The organism is Mucilaginibacter sp. (genome assembly GCF_036568825.1).
Taxonomy (GTDB): domain Bacteria; phylum Bacteroidota; class Bacteroidia; order Sphingobacteriales; family Sphingobacteriaceae; genus Mucilaginibacter.
Genome location: NZ_DATCRU010000101.1, coordinates 1 through 22,550, shown reverse-complemented (window position 1 = coordinate 22,550; position 22,550 = coordinate 1). Strand labels below are relative to the sequence as shown.

Sequence of the window (22,550 nt, the reverse complement as noted above, 5' to 3'; positions counted from 1 at the left end):
GAGGTCTTCACAACCGTGTAGGCTTTTATTTTTACACGGCTCAAAAAGAATTGTAATTTTGGGACTTGAAATTATAACCATGGATAAACCTAATGTACGCAGACAGGACGCGCTCGATTACCATTCGAACGGACGCCCCGGAAAGATACAGGTTGTGCCGACTAAACCGACCAATTCGCAGCGGGATTTGACGCTCGCTTATTCTCCGGGTGTTGCCGATCCCTGTTTGCAAATAGCCGATAACGTAGATGATGTATATAAATATACCGCCAAGGGCAACCTGGTGGGAGTGATCACCAATGGCACAGCCGTTCTGGGACTGGGCAACATCGGTCCCGAAGCCAGTAAACCAGTGATGGAAGGAAAAGGACTGCTGTTTAAAATCTATGCCGATATCGACGTGTTCGACCTGGAGGTGAATGCTAAAACGGTTGATGAATTCGTGAATATTGTAAAGGCGCTTGAGCCGACATTCGGAGGTATTAATCTGGAAGATATATCAGCACCAACCTGTTTCGAAATAGAGCGTCGCTTAAAAGCTGAAATGAAGATCCCGGTGATGCACGACGATCAGCATGGCACAGCGATCATATCGGGAGCGGCATTGATGAATGCCTGCGAGATACAGGGTAAAAAGCTTGATAAGATAAAAATGGTAGTGAACGGCGCCGGCGCAGCCGCTGTTTCCTGCTCAAAGATATACCTGTCGTTAGGAGTCAAGAAAGAAAACCTGGTGATGTTCGACATCAATGGTTTGATCACCCCGCAACGTACAGACCTGGACGAAATGCGTATGCAATTCGCCACCGACCGCAAGGACATTACCTCGTTGATGGACGCCATGAAAAATGCCGATGTGTTTATCGGTCTTTCTGCAGGCAATGTAGTAAAGCCTGAAATGCTGAAGGTGATGGCTAAAAACCCTATCGTTTTTGCCATGGCCAACCCGGTGCCCGAGATAGATTACGATACTGCCGTTCAGGCACGCAAGGATATTTTGATGGCAACCGGACGCGTGGATTATCCAAACCAGGTGAATAACGTGCTTGGTTTCCCCTACATTTTTAGGGGAGCACTGGACGTTCGGGCTACAGCCATTAATGAAGAAATGAAACTGGCGGCAGTGCGTGCCATTGCCGATCTGGCCAAAAAGCCCGTTCCGGAAGCGATTAACCTGGCCTATAATACCAATAACCTGAAGTTTGGTAAGGATTATATCATTCCAAAACCAATGGATCAGCGTTTGATCACCGAGGTTTCATCTGCGGTAGCAAAAGCGGCTATTGAGTCGGGAGTAGCGCGTCAAACTATTACTGACTGGGATGCTTATCGTGAACAACTTCGTCTAAGAATCGGTGCTGATGATCGCTTGCTGCGTAACATCGCCAATAAAGCTAAACAAAATCCAAAACGTGTGGTGTTTGCCGAGGCTGACAATTACAAAATACTAAGGGCTGCTGAGATAGTAAAAGAAGAAAAAATAGCTACTCCGATCTTATTGGGTAATGTAGCCCGAATCAAAAAGATCATCAAAGATAACGCGCTTGAACTGGATGGCGTCGAAATCATCGACCCACGCGAGGACTGTGCCAATTTTGAAGAGTATGCTGAATACCTGTACCAGAAACGCCAGCGCAGGGGCATTACCCTGCACGAAGCCCGTAAGATGACCCATCAGCGTAACTATTATGGTGTCTGTATGGTTCAGTTTGGCAGGGCCGATGCGTTGATATCCGGTTTGACAAAAGACTACGTATCGACTATTAAGCCTGCATTGCAGATCATCGGTATTGAAGAGGGAGTAAACCGTGTGGCCGGCATGTACCTGATGATGACCAACAAGGGCCCGGTATTTATAGGCGACCCAACCGTAAATGTCGACCCGACTGTTGATGAGCTCATCGATATTACCGTGCTGATCGATCATTCGGTAAGACAATTCAACATTAAACCCCGTATCGCAGTGCTATCCTACTCCAACTTCGGCTCAAACGAAGGCCCTATACCTTATAAAACCCGCGAAACAGTTCGCAAACTGCATGAACGCTACCCGGATATGATAGTAGACGGTGATATGCAGGCCAACTTCGCCCTGAACTCAAGCTTGCTGGCGGATAATTTCCCATTTTCATCACTAAACGGCGCCCCGGCGAATACCCTGATTTTCCCTAACCTTGAATCAGGTAACATCGCCTACAAACTGCTGCAGGAAATTGGCGGAGCTGAGGCTGTCGGCCCGATTTTGCTCGGACTCAAAAAATCGGTACATGTACTTCAGCTGGGCAGCTCAGTAAGGGAAATCGTAAACATGGTGACCATTGCCGTGGTAGATGCACAGGGAAAGGCAGAAAACGCCGAAAATGTAACTAATAACGCAAATTCACGTACACGTTAATAATCGCTCAGAAATAGAATGTACGCATATATTGATGGAAAATTGGCTTATAAAAGCCCTTCATATGTGGTAATTGAGGCGGGTGGTGTAGGCTACCATATCAACATATCATTAAGTACTTATTCAAAGCTGGGCGACAGCGAAAAATGTAAGCTGTTTACATGGCTGCATGTGAAAGAAGACGCGCACACTTTATACGGTTTTGCCGATGAGGGTGAGCGCAGGTTGTTCCTTCACCTGATATCCGTTTCGGGGATAGGCCCTAACACAGGCCGGATGATGTTGTCATCCATTACTCCCGAAGAGATACAGACAGCCATTGTAAAAGGCGATGTTCCTTTGATACAGCGTATTAAGGGGATAGGCCCAAAATCGGCGCAGCGGCTTGTACTTGAATTGCAAGACAAACTACGCAAAGAAGGACCTGATACATTGATCGCGGTACCATCGAACAAAACAGTAAAAGACGAGGCATTGTCGGCACTGATTATGCTGGGATTTGCAAAAAATGCTGTTGAGAAGGTATTGGAGCAGGAATTGAATAAAAATAGCCATGATTTAACAGTAGAGCAATTAATTAAATCCGCGCTAAAAAGCTTATAATTACGAATATTTTTACTATTTCGATTGGGTCCGAAATTTACTCTTAAAGCTGTCACAATAGCCTTGCTTATTACTGCGTTTTGCGGTATCAGAAGCGCTTTTGCCCAACAGCAGCCTAAATGGAAAAAGGATTCGCTGCTTATCACCACGCCTTACAACGGTACGCAGTCAAGAAATAATCAATTACGTGAAGGTTTCCTGGATGTTGATCCGCCAAACCTGGTGCGCACTTTTCAGTATAATGCTGCAACTAATCAGTATATTCTATATGAAACAGTAGGAGGCTACCAATACCGCCCGCCGCGTTACCTTACTGTTGAGCAATACCTGCAAATGCAGCAAAGGGAAGAGGAACGGGCCTATTTCAAACAATTGTCTGATAACTATGCCTACCAATCCCAACAGCCCGGTTTTATTCCAAGCATCAGCGTGCGCAGCCGCACTTTTGCGCAGATATTTGGTAGTGATGTCATCTCTATCCGTCCGCAAGGTTCAGCAGAAATGATCATGGCCGGACAGATCAACAGTAATCAGAACCCGTTGTTCAGCACCCGTCAGCGCAACCAGTTTAACTTCAATTTCGATCAGCGTATTCAGATGAACGTGACCGGTTCGATTGGTGATAAGCTGAAAATTACAACCAACTACAACACCGAGGCACAGTTCCAATTTGAAAACCAGATAAAACTGGACTATACAGGAACAAAGGACGAGATCATACAAAAGGTAGAAGTTGGTACGGTGAGTTTCCCGTTACCTACTACCCTGATAACCGGTACACAAGCACTGTTCGGTATAAAAACCAAATTGAAGTTTGGTAAACTGGATGTAACGAGCATCTTCTCGCAACAACGTTCGCAATCAAAAACTTTGACCATTACCAACGGGGCACAACAGGGCACTTTTAGTCTGACACCTGCTGATTACGAAGCCAACAAGCACTATTTCCTGTCGCAATATTTCAGGAATAACTATAACAAGGCCCTGGCCAATATTCCGATCATTAGCTCGAACATCAATATTACCCGTATTGAAGTTTGGGTGACCAACCGTACCAATAGTACAACGGGCTCCCGCGATGTGGTAGGTTTCATGGACCTTGGTGAAAATAATCCGTACAACAAGTCCCTGGTGCATGGTGGTGCAGGCTATAGCGCATTGCCTGCTGGTTTTTCAGGTCCGGGCTTTGCTCAACAATCCAACTCCCTGTTAAAAGGTTTACCGGCGTCAGCCAGGTTATCGAGCTCGAATGCTATTGTAAGCTATTTCCAGGGAACCGGTGGTACAGACAACTATGCCAAGCTGACCTACGCCCGCAAGCTGACCGAAAAAGAATATACCCTGAACCCGCAATTGGGTTATATCTCGCTGAATAACGCGTTGAATAATGATGAGGTATTGGCGGTAGCCTACCAGTATACTGTAAACGGTGTTCAGTACCAGGTGGGTGAATTTTCGACAGATATTCCGGTTAACCCGAATACGCCACAGGTATTGTATGTAAAGTTGTTGAAGAACTCTTTGCTGAAAACCAACCTGCCAACCTGGAAGCTGATGATGAAAAACATCTATTCATTAGGTGCGTTCCAGATCAGTCCGAATAATTTCAGATTGAACATTTCCAGATTAGACGAGAAATCGGGTATTGCCAAACCGATCATGGATGAGGGTATCCATACCAAGAGTAAGCTCTGGATACAGTTGCTCGGCTTAGATAATCTCGACCCGCAGAACGATAAGAAGCCTGATGGGGTCTTCGACTTTTTGCCGGGCATTACCATCGACCCAACCAATGGACGGTTGGTCTTTCCTGTTTTGGAGCCTTTCGGTTCCGACCTGGCCAAACAGTTTGACCCCGGCGAGCAGGATCTGATTAAACGATACGTTTACCAACCGATATACGATTCGACCAAAACCATTGCGCAGCAGTTCTTCCCGCAGTTAAACAGGTATGTGATGAAAGGAACTTATTCTTCGCAGGGCGGTTCGGAGTATCAATTGAATGCCACCAATATCCCGCAAGGTGCAGTTATTGTAACCGCCGGAACGATCAAACTGGTTGAAGGAACAGACTATACTGTAGATTATACCGCGGGTAGGTTAAGAATATTGAACCAGGCATTGTTAGCATCCGGTCAGCCGATTACGGTAAATATTGAGAACAACGAGTTGTTCGGTGTTCAGCAAAAATCCTTATTCGGTTCAAGATTTGATTACAAGGTGAACGATAATTTGGCATTAGGTGCTACCGTGATGCACTTGACTGAGCAACCTATTACTCAGAACGAAGTTATCGGCCAGGAATCGATCTCCAATACCATGTACGGGTTCGATGTTAATTATAACTCCAACTCACGTTTCCTTACACGTTTGGTTGATAAAATTCCCTTGATCACCACTAAAGTGCCATCATCGGTAACCTTTAATGGTGAATTTGCACAATTGCTTCCGGGCAACCCTTCAGCTTTAAATTTTGCCGGCTCAAAAAATGGTACTTCTTATCTGGATGACTTTGAGGCTAGCCAGTCGGTTATCGACCTGAAAAGCTCCTCAACCTGGCAAATTTCCGGTACGCCGCAGATGTTCCCCGAGTCGCGCAACTTTAATAACCTGAGCTATGGTTTTAACCGTGCACGCCTGGCATTTTACAATATTGACCCTGTTTTTTATGCCGGTGGGACTATCCCAGTTTCACGCACCGAGTTGTCCAAACCTTATGTGAGGGAAGTATTGGAGACAGAAGTGTTCCCATTCCGGCAATCTGTTACCGGCGAGCCGCTGACATTGCCAACTTTAGACCTTGCGTTTTATCCAACTGTACGTGGTCCGTATAACTATGCTACTTCAGGCATCAATAACGATGGTAGTTTGGCAAATCCAAAAAACCGTTGGGGTGGTATCTTTAGGGGAATATCGACAACGGACTTTGAATCGCTAAATGTTCAATATATCGAGTTTTGGGTGATGGATCCGTTCATCGGCAAGCCGAATTCACAGGGTGGTGATTTGTATTTTAACCTGGGTAACATTTCAGAAGATATATTGCTCGACGGTCGTAAGAGTTTGGAAAATGGCATCCCGGTAAACGGCGACCAGAGCCAGGTGGATACCACTGCCTGGGGTAAAGTAGCCAAGCTGCAACCGGTGGTAAACGCATTTGACAATAATCCTAACAACCGTGTTATACAGGACGTTGGTTTGGACGGTTTGAATGATGCGGAAGAAAGAAATAAATTCGGAAACGTTGTTTCACAGGTTCGGACAGAAGTAAACCAACAGGCCGCGGCTGCCTTTGCTGCCGACCCGTCATCAGATGACTATCAATATTACCAGGGCCCGCAACTTGACCAGGCACAGGCAGGCATCCTCGATCGTTACAGCAAATACAACGGTACTGAAAGTAATTCCAAAACAGCACAGCAATCACAGGCATTATTGGGACTCTCTACTTCGGCATCAACATCATTGCCAGATGCGGAGGACGTGGACCGTGACAATAACATGAACCAGGATGACGAGTACTTCCAGTACCATGTATCTATTCGTCCACAGGATATGGTTGTGGGGCAGAACTTCATCAATGATAAAGTAACCTCACAAGTAACTTTAGCAAACGGTAGCAAGCAAAATGTAACCTGGTACCAATTCCGTATCCCTATTGCGCAATATCAGACTGCCGTTAATAATATCCAGGATTTCAAATCCATCCGCTTCATCCGTATGTTCATGACCAACTTTGCCGACACGGCCATTTTGCGTATGGCAACGCTGCAATTGGTAAGGGGTGAATGGAGGGCATTTAATACAGAGAGTAATCCTCAGAATGTAATAGCAGATCCGGCTATTGTTAACCCGGCTTTGGATAACTCAACCATAGATGTAGAAACTGTAAGCATTGAACAAAACGGTAATCGTACACCAATACCATATGTTGTTCCTCCAGGTATCCAACGCCAGCGAAACTACAACAACCTGCAAACTAACACTAAGCTGAATGAGCAGTCTTTATCGTTGAATTTCACCAACGTGCGCGATGGCTATTCAAGGGCAGCCTTCAAGCCATTCAATAATGACCTTCGCAAATACAAACGTCTGCAGATGTTCATCCATGCGGAAGGTACACAGTTGAAAAATAATGATGTAAGCGCCTTTATCCGTTTGGGTATTGATTATATAGATAACTACTATGAATACGAAATCCCGCTTTCGGTTACTCAGCCAGGTACAGCAGACCCTAATGCCATATGGCCTGCCGAAGATGAGCTGGATTTGCAATTGTCCTTACTGACTAACGCCAAAATCGCCCGTAATAATGCAAAACTGAACGGGCAGCCATGGCCTTTAAATGTACCGTTTACCTTATCAGATGGGCATAACAAAATCACCATTAAAGGTCAGCCTGATTTGAGCCGGTTGGCGGCGGTAATGATAGGTGTACGAAATCCATTGCGAACGAGCTCCAATGCGGCCACGGATGACGGGCTTTCAAAGACGGGTATTTTGTGGTTTGATGAATTGCGTTTGACTGATTTTGATAATAAAGGGGGCTGGGCAGCAACTGGCAGGTTAGATGCGAAACTAGCCGATTTTGCCACGGTAACAGTATCCGGTAGTAAAACTACGGTCGGCTTTGGTGCATTGGATTCACGCCTTGATGATAGAAGTTTGAATGACACCCGTACTTATGATGTATCAGGAAATATCGAGTTAGGTAAATTCTTCCCTGATAAGAGCGGGGTACATATCCCATTGTATGTTGATGTTTCAAAACAGGTGAGTACACCCGAATATGACCCGGCTTCGCCTGACATCACCCTAAAGCAAACCCTGGCGAATGCAACCAGCAGTAAACAGCGGGATTCGATACAAAATGCCGCTGAGGACTATACTATGCGCAAAAGTTTTAACCTGACCAACGTGCATAAATCAAAAACGAATACGACAGCGAAAAGCCATTTCTACGATATAGAGAACTTTAATGCGACCTATTCTTACACGGAACTCGATCACCACGATTTTACGACGGAGGGCGATTTTGAGAAAACGTATCATGCATCAGTATCTTATAACTTTAGCACAACCCCGTCTTATCTGACCCCGCTTCAGAAAATCATCAAGACTAATACGCTGGCTCTGATACGGGATATCAATTTCAGCCTGATCCCAACGAGGATCAATTATAGCATTAACTTTGATCGTTTCTATTCGGAAACTACGCTGAGGAATAATGACCCGGACAACCTGATACCGATTCCGACGACCTATAATAAGACGTTTAATATTACGACAATGTACGGCTTAGGCTGGAACCTGACCAAGTCGTTAACCATGGATATCGATGCGATTAACCTGGCAACGGTAGATGAGCCTGCCGGCCGGTTAAATGGTTTGAAACGGGATACCTTGTGGCATAATATTTTAACCCTGGGGCGTACAACTAACTATAATCACACGTTGACATTTAATTACAATGTGCCGGTCAATAAGATACCTTTTATGGATTGGACTAATGTAATAGCCCGTTATAGCACGCACTTTACCTGGCAGGCGCAACCACTTTTTGCCATCAATGATCCGTCGTATGATGTGGGTAATAGTATCCAGAACAAGCGCGAGATACAGTTGAACCCGACTTTCAATTTCACTACGTTATATAATAAAATAGGTTGGTTAAGAAGAACAGCTAACCCCGGTAAAGATGATCAGCCGAGCGAATTAAGAAAAGTTTTGGTTGGGTTGCTAACCAGTGTTAAGGATGCGAGTGTGGCCTACACCCGTGGTGATGGAACCTTCCTGCCGGGTTATCTGCCAAGCGCCGGCGTGGCAGGTGAAGATTTTAATTACAATGCGCCGGGCATAGGTTTCTTGTTGGGCAGCCAGGCCGACATCAGGCAAAAAGCGGTAACAAATGGCTGGATAACTACCGATACGCTGCAAAATCAGTTGTACGTGAGAAGTGTAAATGAAGACATGCACTTTAAGGCAAGCTTAGAACCGTTTAAATATTTAAAGATCGACCTGATCGCATTTAAAACACAGGATCATAGCTATCAGACTAATTTTAAATATTTACCAACAACAGGAGCGTTCCAAAACCTTTCACCTGTTACTACAGGTGATTATACCATTTCGTTTATGTCTATCGGAACAGCATTCTCGAAAATAAATGGATCGGATAATAGCTCTACAATTTTTAATAAATTTTTGAGTGACAGGGCAATTATTTCACAGCGTTTAGGCAGAAGCAACCCGAATTCGTTATCGCAGGTGGGCAATTATGCAGATGGTTACGGGCCAAACTCACAAAATGTGATCGTGCCAGCATTCCTTGCAGCCTATACCGGCAGAAACCCGAACGGCATAGGCCTTAACGGCTTCCCGAGTATCCCGATACCAAACTGGGATATCCGCTATAGTGGCTTATCGCATATCCAGTTTTTCTCTGATATTTTTGAATCGATCGATATAAAAGACGGTTACCGCTCAACTTATACCATTGGTAACTACAGTACATTGCTACAATATGCGGAAAGCGACAGCCATGTAACTTCGCGCGATTTGAATAACGACTTCCTACCTGTCTACCAGTTTAACTCAGTGACTATCTTCGAGCAATTTGTACCATTGGTTGGTATCGATGCGCGTTTCAAAAATAACCTGACCACCAACCTGGAATTCCGTAAGAGCCGTGCCTTGAGCATGAGCCTCACCAACAGCCAGCTTTCGCAGCAGAATGAGAATGATATCGTTTTCGGCTTTGGCTACAAGACTAAAAATTTCAGGTTTCCATTCGGCCTGTTCAGCAATACGAAGCTGAATAACGACCTGACCTTTAAGGTTGATTTCTCACTCAGGGATAATAAAACTCTGATCTACCAGGCCGACGTTCCGGGAGCACAGGTATCCGCCGGTGCACAGAATATTACCTATCGTCCGGAGATTGATTATGTGATCAATCAACGGTTCAACCTAAGCTTGTTTTACGATTCCAACCTGACAAGACCTTACACCTCACAAACGTTTAATACTGCGTTTACCAATTTTGGCATTAACTTGAAATTGTTGCTGCAATAGCCACTCGCCCATGCTCCGTAGGAGCAAAATGTTAGTAGAATAAATAATCAATCAGATTTTTTTGCGCCGTAAGTGCAATATTAAGTGATAGGCATATTAGGCATGGTCAAGATGTGTTGCACCTAAGGCGCAAAAATTTATCTTCTTGCATAAACTACTACTACTACTACCAACATTTTGCCCCGATGGGGCAATGTTATAATTAAAAAATACCCTCTCTTTTGCTTGCAAAAGAGAGGGTGATCCAGCGTAGCGTCGATCGGGTGAGTTAATTATTCGAGCGGTTTAATGATGATTATTACAATAAAAAAATACCGCCTTTTGAGCGGTCTTGCAGTTCAATAATCTATGTTGATTTGTGTATGTTAATTAGCTCTTGATACCCTGCCTGAGCCTACAGTACGTGTATCGGTAATTTGTGCGTTGCCTGAATAAACAACATTCCCTGAACCTGTGATATGAGCAGAAACGGTTTTCTCGGCATTTATATACACGCTTCCTGAGCCTGTAATACCGGCGCTAACAGCCTGTGCCTTCAAATCGCGCGCTTCGATCTGACCTGAGCCACTGATGCTAAGGTCGGCATCACCGCAACTACCTCTTAATTTGATTGAACCTGAACCACTGATCTTGGCGCGCAAACCGTCAGATTTAATAGTAGCGCTGATATTGCCTGATCCGCTTAATACGGTTTTAAATTCATCTGAGGTACTGATCGTCCCTTCAACCTCCATATGTCCTGATCCGCTGTTGGTAAGCGAGTTTAATGATTTGGCAGAAACATAGATTTCTGCTTTGTGAATATTATTATAGCGGTTGCTCCATCTATGATCTTTAAATTGGATTTTGAGGGTATTGCCTTCTACAACAGTTTCAATCTCATCGATAAACTTGGTGTCGGCTTCTACTTTTACGCTTTCGCTGCCGTCCATTTTAATGTGAACGTTAAACGGGCCGCCAGAAGAGATTGCTGAGAAACCAGAAACCGAGCGATTTTGAGTAGAAACATCTTGTGCCGAAGCTTTTATGGTTGCTGCAACAAGCAGCGCTGCTGATAACAGAGTGAATGCTAGTTTTTTCATAACGAATTACTTTTCACAATAGACGCATCGTTTTCAGGATACGTTGCATCAGTATGAAAAAGTAATATGATGAAGGGTCAATCCGGGTTCTCCTGAGCCTGTTCTTTTTGCTGCTTCTTTAGCTCTCTTTTGAGCCTGCGTTCAGCACGGCGTTGTTTTCGCTGCTCTTTTTTTATCAGGCGTTCCTGCTTTTTTATAGCTATATCGGCTATTTTATTTTTTACATCCTGCTGCATCTTTTCATCAAGTCCAATGCATGGTTTTATGCCGGTTAGTAAAGTATGCCAGATGTTTTTGAAGAAAGGATAGTCCCGTGGGCGTTCATAATTTACGTAGAATGAACGTGGTATTTCACCAGGATTGTCCGGATTGTTATGCTTTAAAACCATTACATTCGCGAATAGCGAGGCGATGGTCATATGCTTTAACTTATCGTTTATCGTGTCGGCTTTCAGGACAGTTACCTTTAGATCTTTATACAACAAAGCTACTCTGCCTTTCGATACGCTGTTATCCGCCTGAATATCGAAATCAAAACGGGTGAGCTGCCCTGTATTGACTTTTATGAGGCCAAGGGTCATAACCGCAGGGTTAAGTACGGTCAGATCCATCGGCCCAATGCTGCCTTTGTAAGTAAACGGCAGGTTTTCGTCAGTAAGATTGAAAGTGAACTGCACATCTAATTTACCCCGGTTCATAAAATAGCTATTGACATTTACCGTACAGATATTATTCCTGGCAAGGGCTTCTTTATTGGTAGTCACGTTTAAAAACCGGCCTGAGGAATTATTGAAAACAATTGTCCCGGTTTGATCCGATTTATGATTGTATTCTGTATAGGAAACATTGATATGTTTCACATCGATGGTATCGATATTTAGATCGGCACGAATTTCCTTGAGTCCGAAGTTCGGATAGGTTCGTTCCCTGTCTGTTGTTTTAAGAATAAACTTAGGGTTACTAAACAAGTTAAATGACCCTGTGTAAAGCGACATATGCGATGCATTGATCACCCTGTATTTATGATAGCTTTGGTAATCAAAATGCTCAATCCTTAAGGTATCGAGATGTACGTCAAACCGGTCTTTTTCGCTATTCTTAAAGAATACATCAGGCCTTACGGGTTTCAGGTCCAGGCCTTGTATATCGAGCCGCGATGTTTTGGTTGAAAGGCGTAAGGATTTCACCTTGTATTTATAAAGACCGTTTTTAGATTGCCCTGAATAATTATTCAGTTCAGCAACAATATCCTTGCAATATAAAACCCTTGATTTATCCGTTTGCGAAGCGGAATCAATAAGCAGATCGGTTGCGCTTAAATTCATCTCCTTCAATTCAGATATGGCCAATTTGTGTCCTGAGTAATCCTGGTATTTAAGCTTTACATCGCCTAAAATAATATCGCCGATATGGATGGATTTAAGAGACCCTGATATCTTTTGGTATATACTGCGATGATCTTTTGTAACGGTATCTTTTAAATGATTTTGTTGATAACTGACATTTAATTCAGGCTGACTTAATACAATGCGCCCGATTTCCAGCTTATGCTGAAAATAAAGCATGAATGGGTGCATGTGCGAAATGATCAACCGTTTTACATGTAACTCTACAAGGTTATTAGGTGCCAGGTGGGCTTTAAGGCGCTGGTTATAAACCGCTGTATCTGGTTTCAGGGTAATATTATAAATATCCAGCTCTCCTCGAAGGATATGTAATTTGGCATCAGAGAAATCAATAGTATACAAACCTTCACTGCTGGTGTAAACCACGCTTTTTACCTTTTTTGCCAATATCGGCGACCAATATTGGTTCACAATAAAAGAGAAAATAAGGACAATCCCCACTAGCACCAGGAGTATGGTCAGTCCTATTTTATGCTTTTTATGTTTAAAGAGGTTTAATGCCATCTTACTATTGCGCCTGGTTAGGTTGATGTGTATACGGAACTCCGTTTTGCCAAGTTAACCAACTTCGGCCACTTCAACTATATGCTTAGTACTCTTTTTTACAATGTCACTACATAACAATAGATGTTTCATTTTGTTAAACGTGACAAACTGTCATTAAATTCCAAATTTTGTGTAATTTTGCGGTTCAATTTTTATAAATAATGGATTTGGTTATTCCTGATAAAACACACGACGAAAGCAGGCAGGGGGAGGCTTTAATACTGGAGCCTAAGAACGGAAAGAATAACGGCCGCAAGCTTTATATCGAAAGCTATGGCTGCGCCATGAACTTTTCGGATAGTGAGATTGTCGCTTCTATTTTGTCGGATAAAGGATTTGAAACCACCGGCGATTATAGCAATGCCGATGTGATCTTCATTAATACCTGTTCCATCCGCGAGAACGCCGAACAGCGTGTGCGCAACCGCCTGAAAGAATTTACTGTAGCCAAGGTGAAAAATCCCGGCTTAGTGGTCGGTGTGCTTGGCTGTATGGCTGAAAGATTGAAATCAAAATTTTTGGAGGAAGAGAAGCTGGTTGATGTTGTGGTTGGTCCCGATGCATACCGAGATTTACCGGGATTAATAGATAAAGTTGACGACGGGCAAAAAGCAGTAAACGTATTGCTATCCCGCGAGGAAACTTATGCCGACATCAACCCGGTGCGTTTGAATAGCAATGGTATCAATGCTTTTGTGTCGATCATGCGCGGGTGTGATAATATGTGTTCATTCTGTGTAGTGCCGTTCACCCGTGGCCGCGAGCGCAGCCGTGAACCGCAATCTATATTGAAGGAATGCACCGATCTGTTTAACCAGGGATACCGTGAAGTGACTTTGTTGGGGCAGAATGTGGATTCGTATAAGTGGGGTGGCGCAGAGAGCTTGGCGGATAGCGGAAGTCAGAAATCAGAAGTGGTTAATTTTGCTAACCTGCTTGAAATGGTTGCCCTGATCCATCCTGATCTGCGCGTTCGCTTTTCTACTTCACATCCTAAGGATATAACCGACGAGGTACTTTATACCATAGCCAAATACGAGAATATATGCAACTATATACACTTACCGGTGCAATCAGGCAACAGTCGCATTCTGGAATTAATGAACCGCACTTACGACCGTGAATGGTATATCAACCGTGTTGATGCTATCCGCAGAATCATCCCGGAATGTGCCATCTCAACAGATGTGATTACGGGCTTCTGCACTGAAACCGATGAAGAGCACAAAGATACTTTGAGCATGATGGACTATGTGCATTACGATTTTGCCTACATGTTCATGTATTCGGAAAGACCGGGTACGTTGGCGGCTAAGCGTTATGCAGACGATATTCCGGATGCTATAAAAAGCAGTCGCTTGAAGGAAGTGGTTGCTAAACAGCAATATTATTCTCATCAGCGTTTGCAGAAACAAATAGGCAAGGTGCAAAAAGTTTTGATTGAAGGATTTTCAAAGAAATCCGACAAAGACTACTGCGGCCGAAACGATCATAATGCTATGGTTGTTTTCCCGGTAGGCGAAAATTATAAACCAGGCCAGTACGTAAATGTATTGGTTGAAAGAACGACTACGGCTACTCTTATTGGAAGAGTAATTAGTTAATTTGATGGTTTGAAGACTTGAAAATGACTAGCATCTTCAAATTTTCAAATTGCCAAATATTCAAATCGAATAAATGGAAGTACAGGAAATAAAACAGCGATTTGGGATCATTGGTAACTCGCCTTTATTAAACAGGGCTATTACCATTGCCAACCAGGTTGCTCCCACAGATATATCAGTGCTGATAACCGGCGAAAGCGGTAGCGGTAAGGAGGTGTTTTCGCATATCATCCACCAGATGAGCCCGCGCAAGCATGGGCCCTTTATTGCCGTTAACTGCGGCGCAATTCCGGAAGGCACTATTGATTCAGAATTATTTGGTCACGAGAAGGGCGCTTATACAGGCGCAGTTGGCGAACGGAAAGGGTATTTTGAAACTGTAAACGGTGGTACTATCTTTTTGGATGAGATCGCCGAAATGCCTTTGGGCACACAGGCTCGTTTGCTCAGGGTATTGGAGTCCGGTCAGTACATAAAAGTAGGTTCATCCAAAGTTGAAAAGACCAATGTGCGTGTAATAGCTGCTACTAATGTAGATGTATATGAGGCAGTTAAAAACGGAAAATTCCGCGAGGACTTGTACTATCGTTTAAATACAGTACCACTACGTATACCAGCGTTACGCGACAGGAAAGAGGATATTTACCTGCTCTTTAGAAAATTTACAGCTGACTTTACAGATAAATACCGCACGCCTCCTATCCAGTTGGATGACGAGGCACAGCAGTTGCTTGTCAATTATTCATGGCCAGGTAATGTACGCCAGTTGAAAAATATGGCTGAGCAGTTGGCTGTATTGGAACGCGACAGGCTGATCACCGCGCCGATCATTTTAAATTATATCCCGGCTGAATCGACCACCCGCAATCTGCCGATGCGTCTTGAAAATCAGCCTAAAGAAGATTTTTCGGAACGCGACATACTATACAAAGTGCTGTTTGATATGAAGCGTGATATGAACGAACTGAAGAAGCTGGTTGCCGATATTATTCAACATGGCGGCGTAAGTCCGGATTATGCCAACAACCAGCAAACTTTGAATCATCTTTATCGTGATATTGAATTGCCGGGAAGCACGCCTGAGGCACAATTTACGATACAGCATCCCGTTATTAATACCGGCAACAATGGCGATTATAATATCACGCATGAGGCCGAGGAGGTAGAGGAATCTTTATCGTTGATTGAAAAAGAATCTGACCTGATCCGCAAAGCCTTGAAAAAGCACAAAGGAAAAAGGAAACTTGCGGCTAACGAGTTGGGAATTTCTGAAAGGACCTTGTACCGTAAAATAAAAGAGTTAGATCTATAATAAATGACAAAAAGGGTAGTTGCAGTTTTAACTGTCGGAATGTTTCTGGTGTTTTTTACTCAGGCGTGTACAATAAAACTGTCTGGTGCCTCAACGGTAGGATTAAAAACTATCAACGTAGGCTATTTTGAAAATAATGCCCAATTAGTAGTTAGTAACCTAAGCCAGAATTTTACAGAAGCACTGAAAAACCGCATTCGTACCACCAGCAGTTTGGCAATAGTGCAAGGCGAGGCTGATGCTTCTATGACAGGAAGTATTACCGGTTACACGATAGAGCCCGTTTCTGTCCAGGCTACTAACAATAACGTTGCCCCTATAGCCGGCGCAAATAGGTTGACGATCACGGTGAGCGTAACTTATACGAATAAGGCCGATAAAAAGAATAATTTTACCCAGTCGTTTCCGGCATTTGCTGACTTTACGGGCGATATTGCCACCCAGGAGCAAAACCTGATAGCGACCATCACCAAGCAGCTGACGGAAGATATTTTTAACAGAGCCTTTGCTAATTGGTAAAGCAATTTGTAGTTTCATCCTCTCGTGGATCAGTATCTAAATAATAAGGAAAATGAAGTTTTATATAGCTTGCTGGCAGATCCTGCCAACAATGGTCATGCCTATGTAGCTGATTTGCAAAGCCTGGTAGCAGAATTCCCGCAAAGTGGTTTGTTGCATGCATTGCTTGCCCATGCCGAGGGCGGGCAAAACACAGGTAGTGCTGCAGTATATGTAGATCCACGGCTTTTATATAAGCTGACTCACTCTCCTGAAAGCTTAGCTGCAGTGGCAGAAGACCAGATTATTCAGCAAACCAGCGAAGCAACACATGCAGCTCCGATTGTTGAGGCAGCGCAACCTAAAACCGAAGAAACTGCTAATCCTGAAACAGAATTAGAGCATACTGAAATTAGTGAGCCAGAAGCTACTCATGAAGAAGTTCATCAGAAAGATGCGGTAGTTGAATCGCCTGCAGAAGCTATCACTGAAGTTGAACCAGTAACAGAAGAACATACAGACTTTACTCATAAGCACGATACTGAAGCATCGGAAGAAGTTGAACAAAAGGAAAATGAGTCAACCAAGCTGCCTGCGGAAGTTGAATCTGCAACTGAAGAACCTGCAGATTTTACCCACTACCATGATGCAGAAGCATCGGAAGAGGTAGAGCACAAAGAAAGTGCTCCGATAGAACTGCCTGCAGAAGTTGAATCTGTAACCGAAGAGCCTGCAGATTTTACCCACTATCATGATGCAGAAGCATCAGAAGAAGTAGAGCATGCTGCACACGCCCCCGCTATTGAGCAACATCACGAAGAAGCCGATTCAACTGAACCAATCCACAAACCCGTTTACGAAGAAGAAGCTACGACAGACGAAGAAATTATTGAATACGGTCCGCTGGCAGATGAAATAACTCAGCCTGTAGCCGAAGAACATAGAGGAAATAATATTCGTGAAGATGAGCAATTAACCGAAGCCCCGGTTTTTGCTCTGGCAGAACCTCCGCATGGTATTGAGGACGATGTGTTTGATGAGATTGTCGGCATAGAGAATATCAGCTTTGCGCGTATTCCAAAACCGGTTGAAACTGTTATCCCGGATGCTGAACTGCCTATAATTGATGAAGAAACTTCAAACTCAACCTTCGAGGAGCATATAAAAGAGCCCGTCACCAACGAAGAAATAGCCCAATCAGATTTAAAAGAGCCTGCAAGAGAATTTACAGCGCCGAAAGAGCGTGCTTTAAATATGGATGATGAGGCCGAGAAACTGATCGTCGGCAATATTGCGGCAACTGATTATTTTGTGTTCGACAGGGCATTTTCTGAACACAAATCTGACGAATCGAAGAGCCCACATGCTGAACCACCAAAGCGGGTAGCCCCGGAATATAACAAACATGATGTATCCAAATACGACGATGATTCGCTCCCTTATACCTTCTTATGGTGGCTGAATAAGACACGTAAAGAACATGCAGGTGTTTACCAGCCATTTAAACTGGACACCACCCAGGCTATACAGAGACGGGTTAATGATGAATTGCAGCAACAGTATTACGAAAATATTTTCCATCTGACATCAGTAGAGGAGTTGGATAGAAGCACTGCTGAACCGCCATTGGAATTTGACCCGAAAAGTAAAGAAGACCGGATCATAAAGAGGTTTATTTCTGAGGAACCCCAGATCACCCCGCCAAGCCTGGACAAGATCGATAATGAAAATAAGGCCAAGAAAAGTTCCGAGGACCAGGATGTATTTGTGAGCGAAACACTGGCAAAAATATACATCGACCAGATGCTTTACCACAAAGCCATAAACACTTACAAAAAATTGATGTTGAAATTCCCGGAAAAAAGCCGTTACTTTGCCGACCAGATTCAAATTTTAGAAAGAAAAACCAATTAATAATAAAGAAATGTATTTGATTTTAGTGATCCTTGCCGTTGTGGTGTGTGTGCTTTTAGGCGCTATCGTATTGATCCAAAACCCTAAAGGTGGAGGTTTAACATCTAATTTTTCAAGCTCATCCCAATTGATGGGCGTACAAAAAACAGGCGACTTTTTGGAAAAAGGAACCTGGATTTTGGCCATAGGTTTAATGGTGTTGTCGCTGGCTATTAACATCTCTGGTAAAACAGGAACTACTACCAAACAAGGTGTTAGCCAGGAAACACAAGAAACTGCTGACAAGGCAGGAAAGCAAACTATACCTACAACACAGCAAGCGCCTGCTTTGAATTTACCTGCTACTGGTTCAACCGGCTCTACAGGTGCATCAGGGAAAAAATAACAATATTAACCAATATAAAAATGGGCTTGGAGATAAACCGAAGCCCTTTTTTGTTTGAAGCGGCACTGACATCATGACATCGTTGCGTTAATTAATTATTAAGACGCGACAGGCCGCTTGACCTAAATATGACATTTGAACAGTTAGGCTGTCAATTTGGACTTTAACGTCTGCTTGGCATAATTGATGTTCATTGCAATCTACCCTTGTTATGGGTATACACACTTTTAAACTTTTTATAAAATTAAATTAGGATAACTATGGCATTAAACATTAAACCTATCGGAGACAGGGTAGTAGTGGAAGCTGCTCCGGCCGAAGAGAAGACTGCATCCGGTATCATCATTCCGGATACTGCTAAAGAAAAACCTCAACGCGGAACAATCGTTGCTGTTGGTGACGGTAAAAAAGATGAACCCTTAACTGTTAAGGCTGGTGACCAGGTTTTATATGGCAAATATGCCGGTACTGAAATTACCTACGAAGGTAAAGAGTACTTAATTATGCGTGAATCAGACATCTACGCAGTGTTGTAATTAGTGAATGAGTGAGTTAGTGAATTAGTGATTTTCACAGTTCAAAATTCACTCAGAGCAATCAATCATTCAGAAAACAATCAATTAAAGAATTATGGAATTAGTAAAAACGAATCACTCATTCACTAATTCTCTAATTCACAATTAAAAAAAGACATGGCAAAACAAGTTAGATATAATGTAGAAGCACGCGATGCTTTAAAGCGTGGTGTGGATATTTTAGCCAATGCGGTTAAAGTAACTTTAGGACCAAAAGGTCGTAACGTGATCATCGACAAAAAATTCGGTTCACCTTCAATCACTAAGGACGGTGTAACTGTAGCTAAAGAGATCGAATTAAAAGATTCTTTAGAAAATATGGGCGCTCAGATGGTTAAAGAAGTAGCTTCAAAAACTGCGGATATTGCAGGTGATGGTACTACTACTGCTACCGTTTTAGCTCAGGCTATCGTAACCGCAGGTATTAAAAACGTGGCTGCCGGTGCAAACCCAATGGATTTGAAACGCGGTATCGACAAAGCGGTTGCTGCTGTTGTTAAAAACCTGTCAGAGCAGTCACAAACTGTAGGCGAAGACACCAACAAGATCAAACAAGTTGCTGCTATCTCAGCTAATAATGACGAAGTTATCGGTTCATTGATCGCCGAAGCGATGGGCAAAGTTGGTAAAGACGGTGTGATCACTGTTGAAGAAGCAAAAGGTACTGAAACTGAAGTTAAAACTGTAGAAGGTATGCAGTTTGACCGTGGTTACCTTTCTCCATACTTCGTAACCAACGCTGATAAAATGGAAGTAGAATTGGATAATCCTTACATCCTGATCTACGACAAGAAAATATCTTCAATGAAGGAATTGCTTCCTATCCTTGAAAAACAAGTACAAACCGGCAAACCATTGCTGATCATCTCTGAAGACCTGGATGGCGAAGCTTTAGCTACTTTGGTAGTTAACAAAATCCGTGGCTCGCTGAAAGTGGCTGCTGTTAAGGCTCCTGGCTTTGGCGACCGTCGTAAAGCAATGCTAGAAGATATCGCTATCCTGACTGGCGGTACTGTGATCTCTGAAGAAAGAGGTTTCAAATTAGAAAATGCTGACCTTTCTTACTTAGGTACTGCTGAGAAAGTAGTTGTTGATAAAGACAATACTACTGTTATCAATGGTGCAGGCAACAGCGAAGAGATCAAAGCTCGTGTTGGCCAGATCAAATCTCAGATTGAAACTACAACTTCAGACTACGACCGCGAAAAATTGCAGGAGCGTCTTGCTAAATTATCAGGCGGTGTTGCTGTATTATATGTTGGTGCAGCTACTGAAGTTGAAATGAAAGAAAAGAAAGATCGTGTTGACGACGCATTACATGCAACCCGCGCTGCTGTTGAAGAAGGTATCGTTGCTGGTGGTGGTGTAGCTTTCATCCGTGCCGTTGAAGCTTTAGTAGACCTTAAAGGTGAAAACGAAGACGAAAATACTGGTATAGCTATCATCCGTCGTGCTATTGAAGAGCCTCTTCGCCAGATCTGCGAAAATGCAGGTATCGAAGGTTCTATCGTAGTACAAAAGGTAAAAGAAGGTAAAGCTGACTTTGGTTACAATGCCCGTACCGACAAATATGAAAACCTGATCGGTGCTGGTGTAATCGACCCAACTAAAGTAGGCCGTGTAGCTTTGGAAAACGCAGCTTCAATTGCAGCTATGTTGCTGACAACTGAGTGTATCCTTGCTGACGAACCAGAAGACGAAAAAGCTGGTATGCCTCCTATGGGTGGCGGCGGCATGGGCGGCATGATGTAATTTTTTAAGCCCGAAGTCTTAAGTCTTTAATCCGGAGTCATATGACTTTTGACTTGAGACTTTCGACTTAAGACTAAAAAGCCTGTCTGTTTTTACAGACAGGCTTTCTTTTTTTCTGAACTAGCTGTAAGTCACCATAATGTAAAGCGAGCGTCATCGTTTAATCAAATGATTAACTTTTGTAACAATACTCGTGAAATTGGGTGTAGTTTTGTTAAAGATTGTTAAACAGCCGGTTTCAGGCACAACAATTGGTTATACGAGGTCATGAAAGCAATAAACGATAAGGCAAGACAACTAAAAACACAGCTGCTTGAATGGGTGCTCATCAAGGGGCCTGAATTGTTTGTTGCCATCTACGGAAAATAATTTATTTCTTACCTTTGGCTTCTCTCTATGAAGCTCGACGAATTCTATCATCAATTTCACGTTTGGGTGGTCAACAACGGCCAAAGTTACGTGTTCGGACTAATCATCCTGTTTATCGGTTTTTGGGCTATCAGGCTTATCAAAACACGGCTCAGGGCCAGGCTTGCCCGTAATGAAGTTGATTCTGCCTTACGGCCATTTTTTGTCAGTCTTACCATCACTTCCTTATATGTTCTCCTGATATATATTGTATTCAAGATCGTCGGCTTTGAGTTAAGCGTGCTCAGCACGGTTTTCGGTGCGATAACTGTGGCAGTAGGTTTAGCGCTTTCCGGTACTTTTCAAAACTTCGCCGGTGGTGTATTGATACTGTTACTAAAACCTTTTGAACTTCACGACGATATCGTAGCTCAAGGACAGGAGGGTGTCGTTAAATCAATTCAGCTATTTTATACGGTTGTATCGACCTATGATAACCGTACCGTAATTATTCCCAATGGTAAGTTATTTAACGAGGTAATTGTAAACGTCAACCGCGAAGGTAAACGCCGCGTTGATTTTGAATTAAAGCTTGGATATATTGTAGAGATAGAACAGGTGAAAAGTATTATCAATGCAGCTATTAAAGATATGCCGGGCATCTTAAACAAACCAGCCCCTCTTGTAGGTGTAATTGCATTGGAACTGGACGGTATACGCTTTACCGTAAGAGTTTGGGTAAATACCAAAGATTACCTGACCACCAAAATAAAACTGCAGGAAAAGATCATCAAAGATCTGCGTGAAGCAGATGTGAAGTTACCGACGCATCATTTGTTGCCTGGGACGTGAGATAACTCTTATTCACTTTACGTAGTTCCCTTTTTTGGGCCTAATTTATAATTATCAATTTCTTGACCCATAGGGTCTACCGCTTTGTAGCAAAAACAATAATAAAATGATTTTGCCTCGTAGAGCAATGTCATTAAGTTAAGAAAATAGCAAAGGTTACAGAATTTATAGTTTTGAGGTATCGAATCTTAAAACCAAAATCTG

The 22,550-nt window shown here is 43.2% G+C and carries 13 protein-coding genes; 11 read left to right on the top strand and 2 right to left on the bottom strand.

Translation table 11 applies throughout. The features are described 5' to 3' along the window. Window positions 1–79 precede the first annotated feature (79 nt). The 3 genes from VIM89_RS22420 (at window position 80) to sov (ending at window position 10,072) form a co-directional block, all read left to right on the top strand. A complete protein-coding gene (locus VIM89_RS22420; RefSeq protein ID WP_488158427.1) occupies window positions 80–2,395 on the top strand; it encodes an NADP-dependent malic enzyme in 2,316 nt (771 codons plus the stop codon). Between the two features lie 18 nt (window positions 2,396–2,413). After that, window positions 2,414–2,998 carry a Holliday junction branch migration protein RuvA gene (gene ruvA, locus VIM89_RS22415; protein WP_488158426.1) on the top strand — a complete coding sequence of 195 codons (585 nt, stop codon included), beginning with the start codon at window positions 2,414–2,416 and terminating at the stop codon, window positions 2,996–2,998. A gap of 63 nt (window positions 2,999–3,061) precedes the next feature. Continuing rightward, window positions 3,062–10,072 (top strand): T9SS outer membrane translocon Sov/SprA, encoded by a 7,011-nt coding sequence (sov, locus tag VIM89_RS22410; RefSeq protein ID WP_488158425.1) that lies wholly within the window; start codon window positions 3,062–3,064, stop codon window positions 10,070–10,072. A 365-nt stretch (window positions 10,073–10,437) separates the two neighbouring features. Here the strand turns inward: sov and VIM89_RS22405 are convergent, their stop codons facing one another. Together VIM89_RS22405 and VIM89_RS22400 are read right to left on the bottom strand one after the other, a co-directional pair. Beyond that, the gene (locus VIM89_RS22405; RefSeq protein ID WP_488158424.1) at window positions 10,438–11,154 is read right to left on the bottom strand and encodes a head GIN domain-containing protein; all 717 of its coding nucleotides are present in this window, start codon (window positions 11,152–11,154) and stop codon (window positions 10,438–10,440) included. A 77-nt stretch (window positions 11,155–11,231) separates the two neighbouring features. Continuing rightward, window positions 11,232–13,064, bottom strand: coding sequence for a hypothetical protein (locus tag VIM89_RS22400; RefSeq protein ID WP_488158423.1), 1,833 nt, complete (start codon window positions 13,062–13,064; stop codon window positions 11,232–11,234). A 200-nt stretch (window positions 13,065–13,264) separates the two neighbouring features. Between VIM89_RS22400 and miaB the strand changes: the two genes are divergently transcribed. From miaB to VIM89_RS22360, 8 genes are all read left to right on the top strand, one after another. Then, window positions 13,265–14,710, top strand: a complete 1,446-nt coding sequence (gene miaB, locus VIM89_RS22395) for a tRNA (N6-isopentenyl adenosine(37)-C2)-methylthiotransferase MiaB (RefSeq protein WP_488158444.1) — start codon at window positions 13,265–13,267, stop codon at window positions 14,708–14,710. A gap of 73 nt (window positions 14,711–14,783) precedes the next feature. Then, a complete protein-coding gene (locus VIM89_RS22390) occupies window positions 14,784–16,022 on the top strand; it encodes a sigma-54 interaction domain-containing protein (RefSeq protein WP_488158422.1) in 1,239 nt (412 codons plus the stop codon). Window positions 16,023–16,025: 3 nt separating this feature from the next. Beyond that, complete coding sequence (locus VIM89_RS22385; protein ID WP_488158421.1) at window positions 16,026–16,541, top strand: LptE family protein; 516 nt, start codon at window positions 16,026–16,028, stop codon at window positions 16,539–16,541. Window positions 16,542–16,565: 24 nt separating this feature from the next. Then, on the top strand, window positions 16,566–18,434 hold the full coding sequence (locus VIM89_RS22380) for a hypothetical protein (protein WP_488158420.1): 1,869 nt from the start codon (window positions 16,566–16,568) through the stop codon (window positions 18,432–18,434). A gap of 10 nt (window positions 18,435–18,444) precedes the next feature. Next, window positions 18,445–18,819 (top strand): preprotein translocase subunit SecG, encoded by a 375-nt coding sequence (gene secG / locus VIM89_RS22375; protein ID WP_488158419.1) that lies wholly within the window; start codon window positions 18,445–18,447, stop codon window positions 18,817–18,819. Between the two features lie 260 nt (window positions 18,820–19,079). Continuing rightward, window positions 19,080–19,355: a co-chaperone GroES gene (locus tag VIM89_RS22370; protein WP_147029659.1), complete on the top strand. Its 276-nt coding sequence runs from the start codon at window positions 19,080–19,082 to the stop codon at window positions 19,353–19,355. 156 nt (window positions 19,356–19,511) lie between these two features. Beyond that, complete coding sequence (groL, locus tag VIM89_RS22365) at window positions 19,512–21,146, top strand: chaperonin GroEL (protein WP_488158418.1); 1,635 nt, start codon at window positions 19,512–19,514, stop codon at window positions 21,144–21,146. A 396-nt stretch (window positions 21,147–21,542) separates the two neighbouring features. Next, a complete protein-coding gene (locus VIM89_RS22360; protein ID WP_488158417.1) occupies window positions 21,543–22,346 on the top strand; it encodes a mechanosensitive ion channel family protein in 804 nt (267 codons plus the stop codon). Window positions 22,347–22,550 lie beyond the last annotated feature (204 nt).

What these genes read in the sequence shown, in the direction of transcription:
- VIM89_RS22420 (WP_488158427.1), top strand. Translation starts at nt 80, where the DNA reads ATGGATAAACCTAATGTACGCAGACAGGACGCGCTCGATTACCATTCG.
- ruvA (WP_488158426.1), top strand. Translation starts at nt 2,414, where the DNA reads ATGTACGCATATATTGATGGAAAATTGGCTTATAAAAGCCCTTCATAT.
- VIM89_RS22405 (WP_488158424.1), bottom strand. Translation starts at nt 11,154, where the DNA reads ATGAAAAAACTAGCATTCACTCTGTTATCAGCAGCGCTGCTTGTTGCA.
- VIM89_RS22400 (WP_488158423.1), bottom strand. Translation starts at nt 13,064, where the DNA reads ATGGCATTAAACCTCTTTAAACATAAAAAGCATAAAATAGGACTGACC.
- VIM89_RS22390 (WP_488158422.1), top strand. Translation starts at nt 14,784, where the DNA reads ATGGAAGTACAGGAAATAAAACAGCGATTTGGGATCATTGGTAACTCG.
- VIM89_RS22385 (WP_488158421.1), top strand. Translation starts at nt 16,026, where the DNA reads ATGACAAAAAGGGTAGTTGCAGTTTTAACTGTCGGAATGTTTCTGGTG.
- secG (WP_488158419.1), top strand. Translation starts at nt 18,445, where the DNA reads ATGTATTTGATTTTAGTGATCCTTGCCGTTGTGGTGTGTGTGCTTTTA.
- VIM89_RS22370 (WP_147029659.1), top strand. Translation starts at nt 19,080, where the DNA reads ATGGCATTAAACATTAAACCTATCGGAGACAGGGTAGTAGTGGAAGCT.
- groL (WP_488158418.1), top strand. Translation starts at nt 19,512, where the DNA reads ATGGCAAAACAAGTTAGATATAATGTAGAAGCACGCGATGCTTTAAAG.
- VIM89_RS22360 (WP_488158417.1), top strand. Translation starts at nt 21,543, where the DNA reads ATGAAGCTCGACGAATTCTATCATCAATTTCACGTTTGGGTGGTCAAC.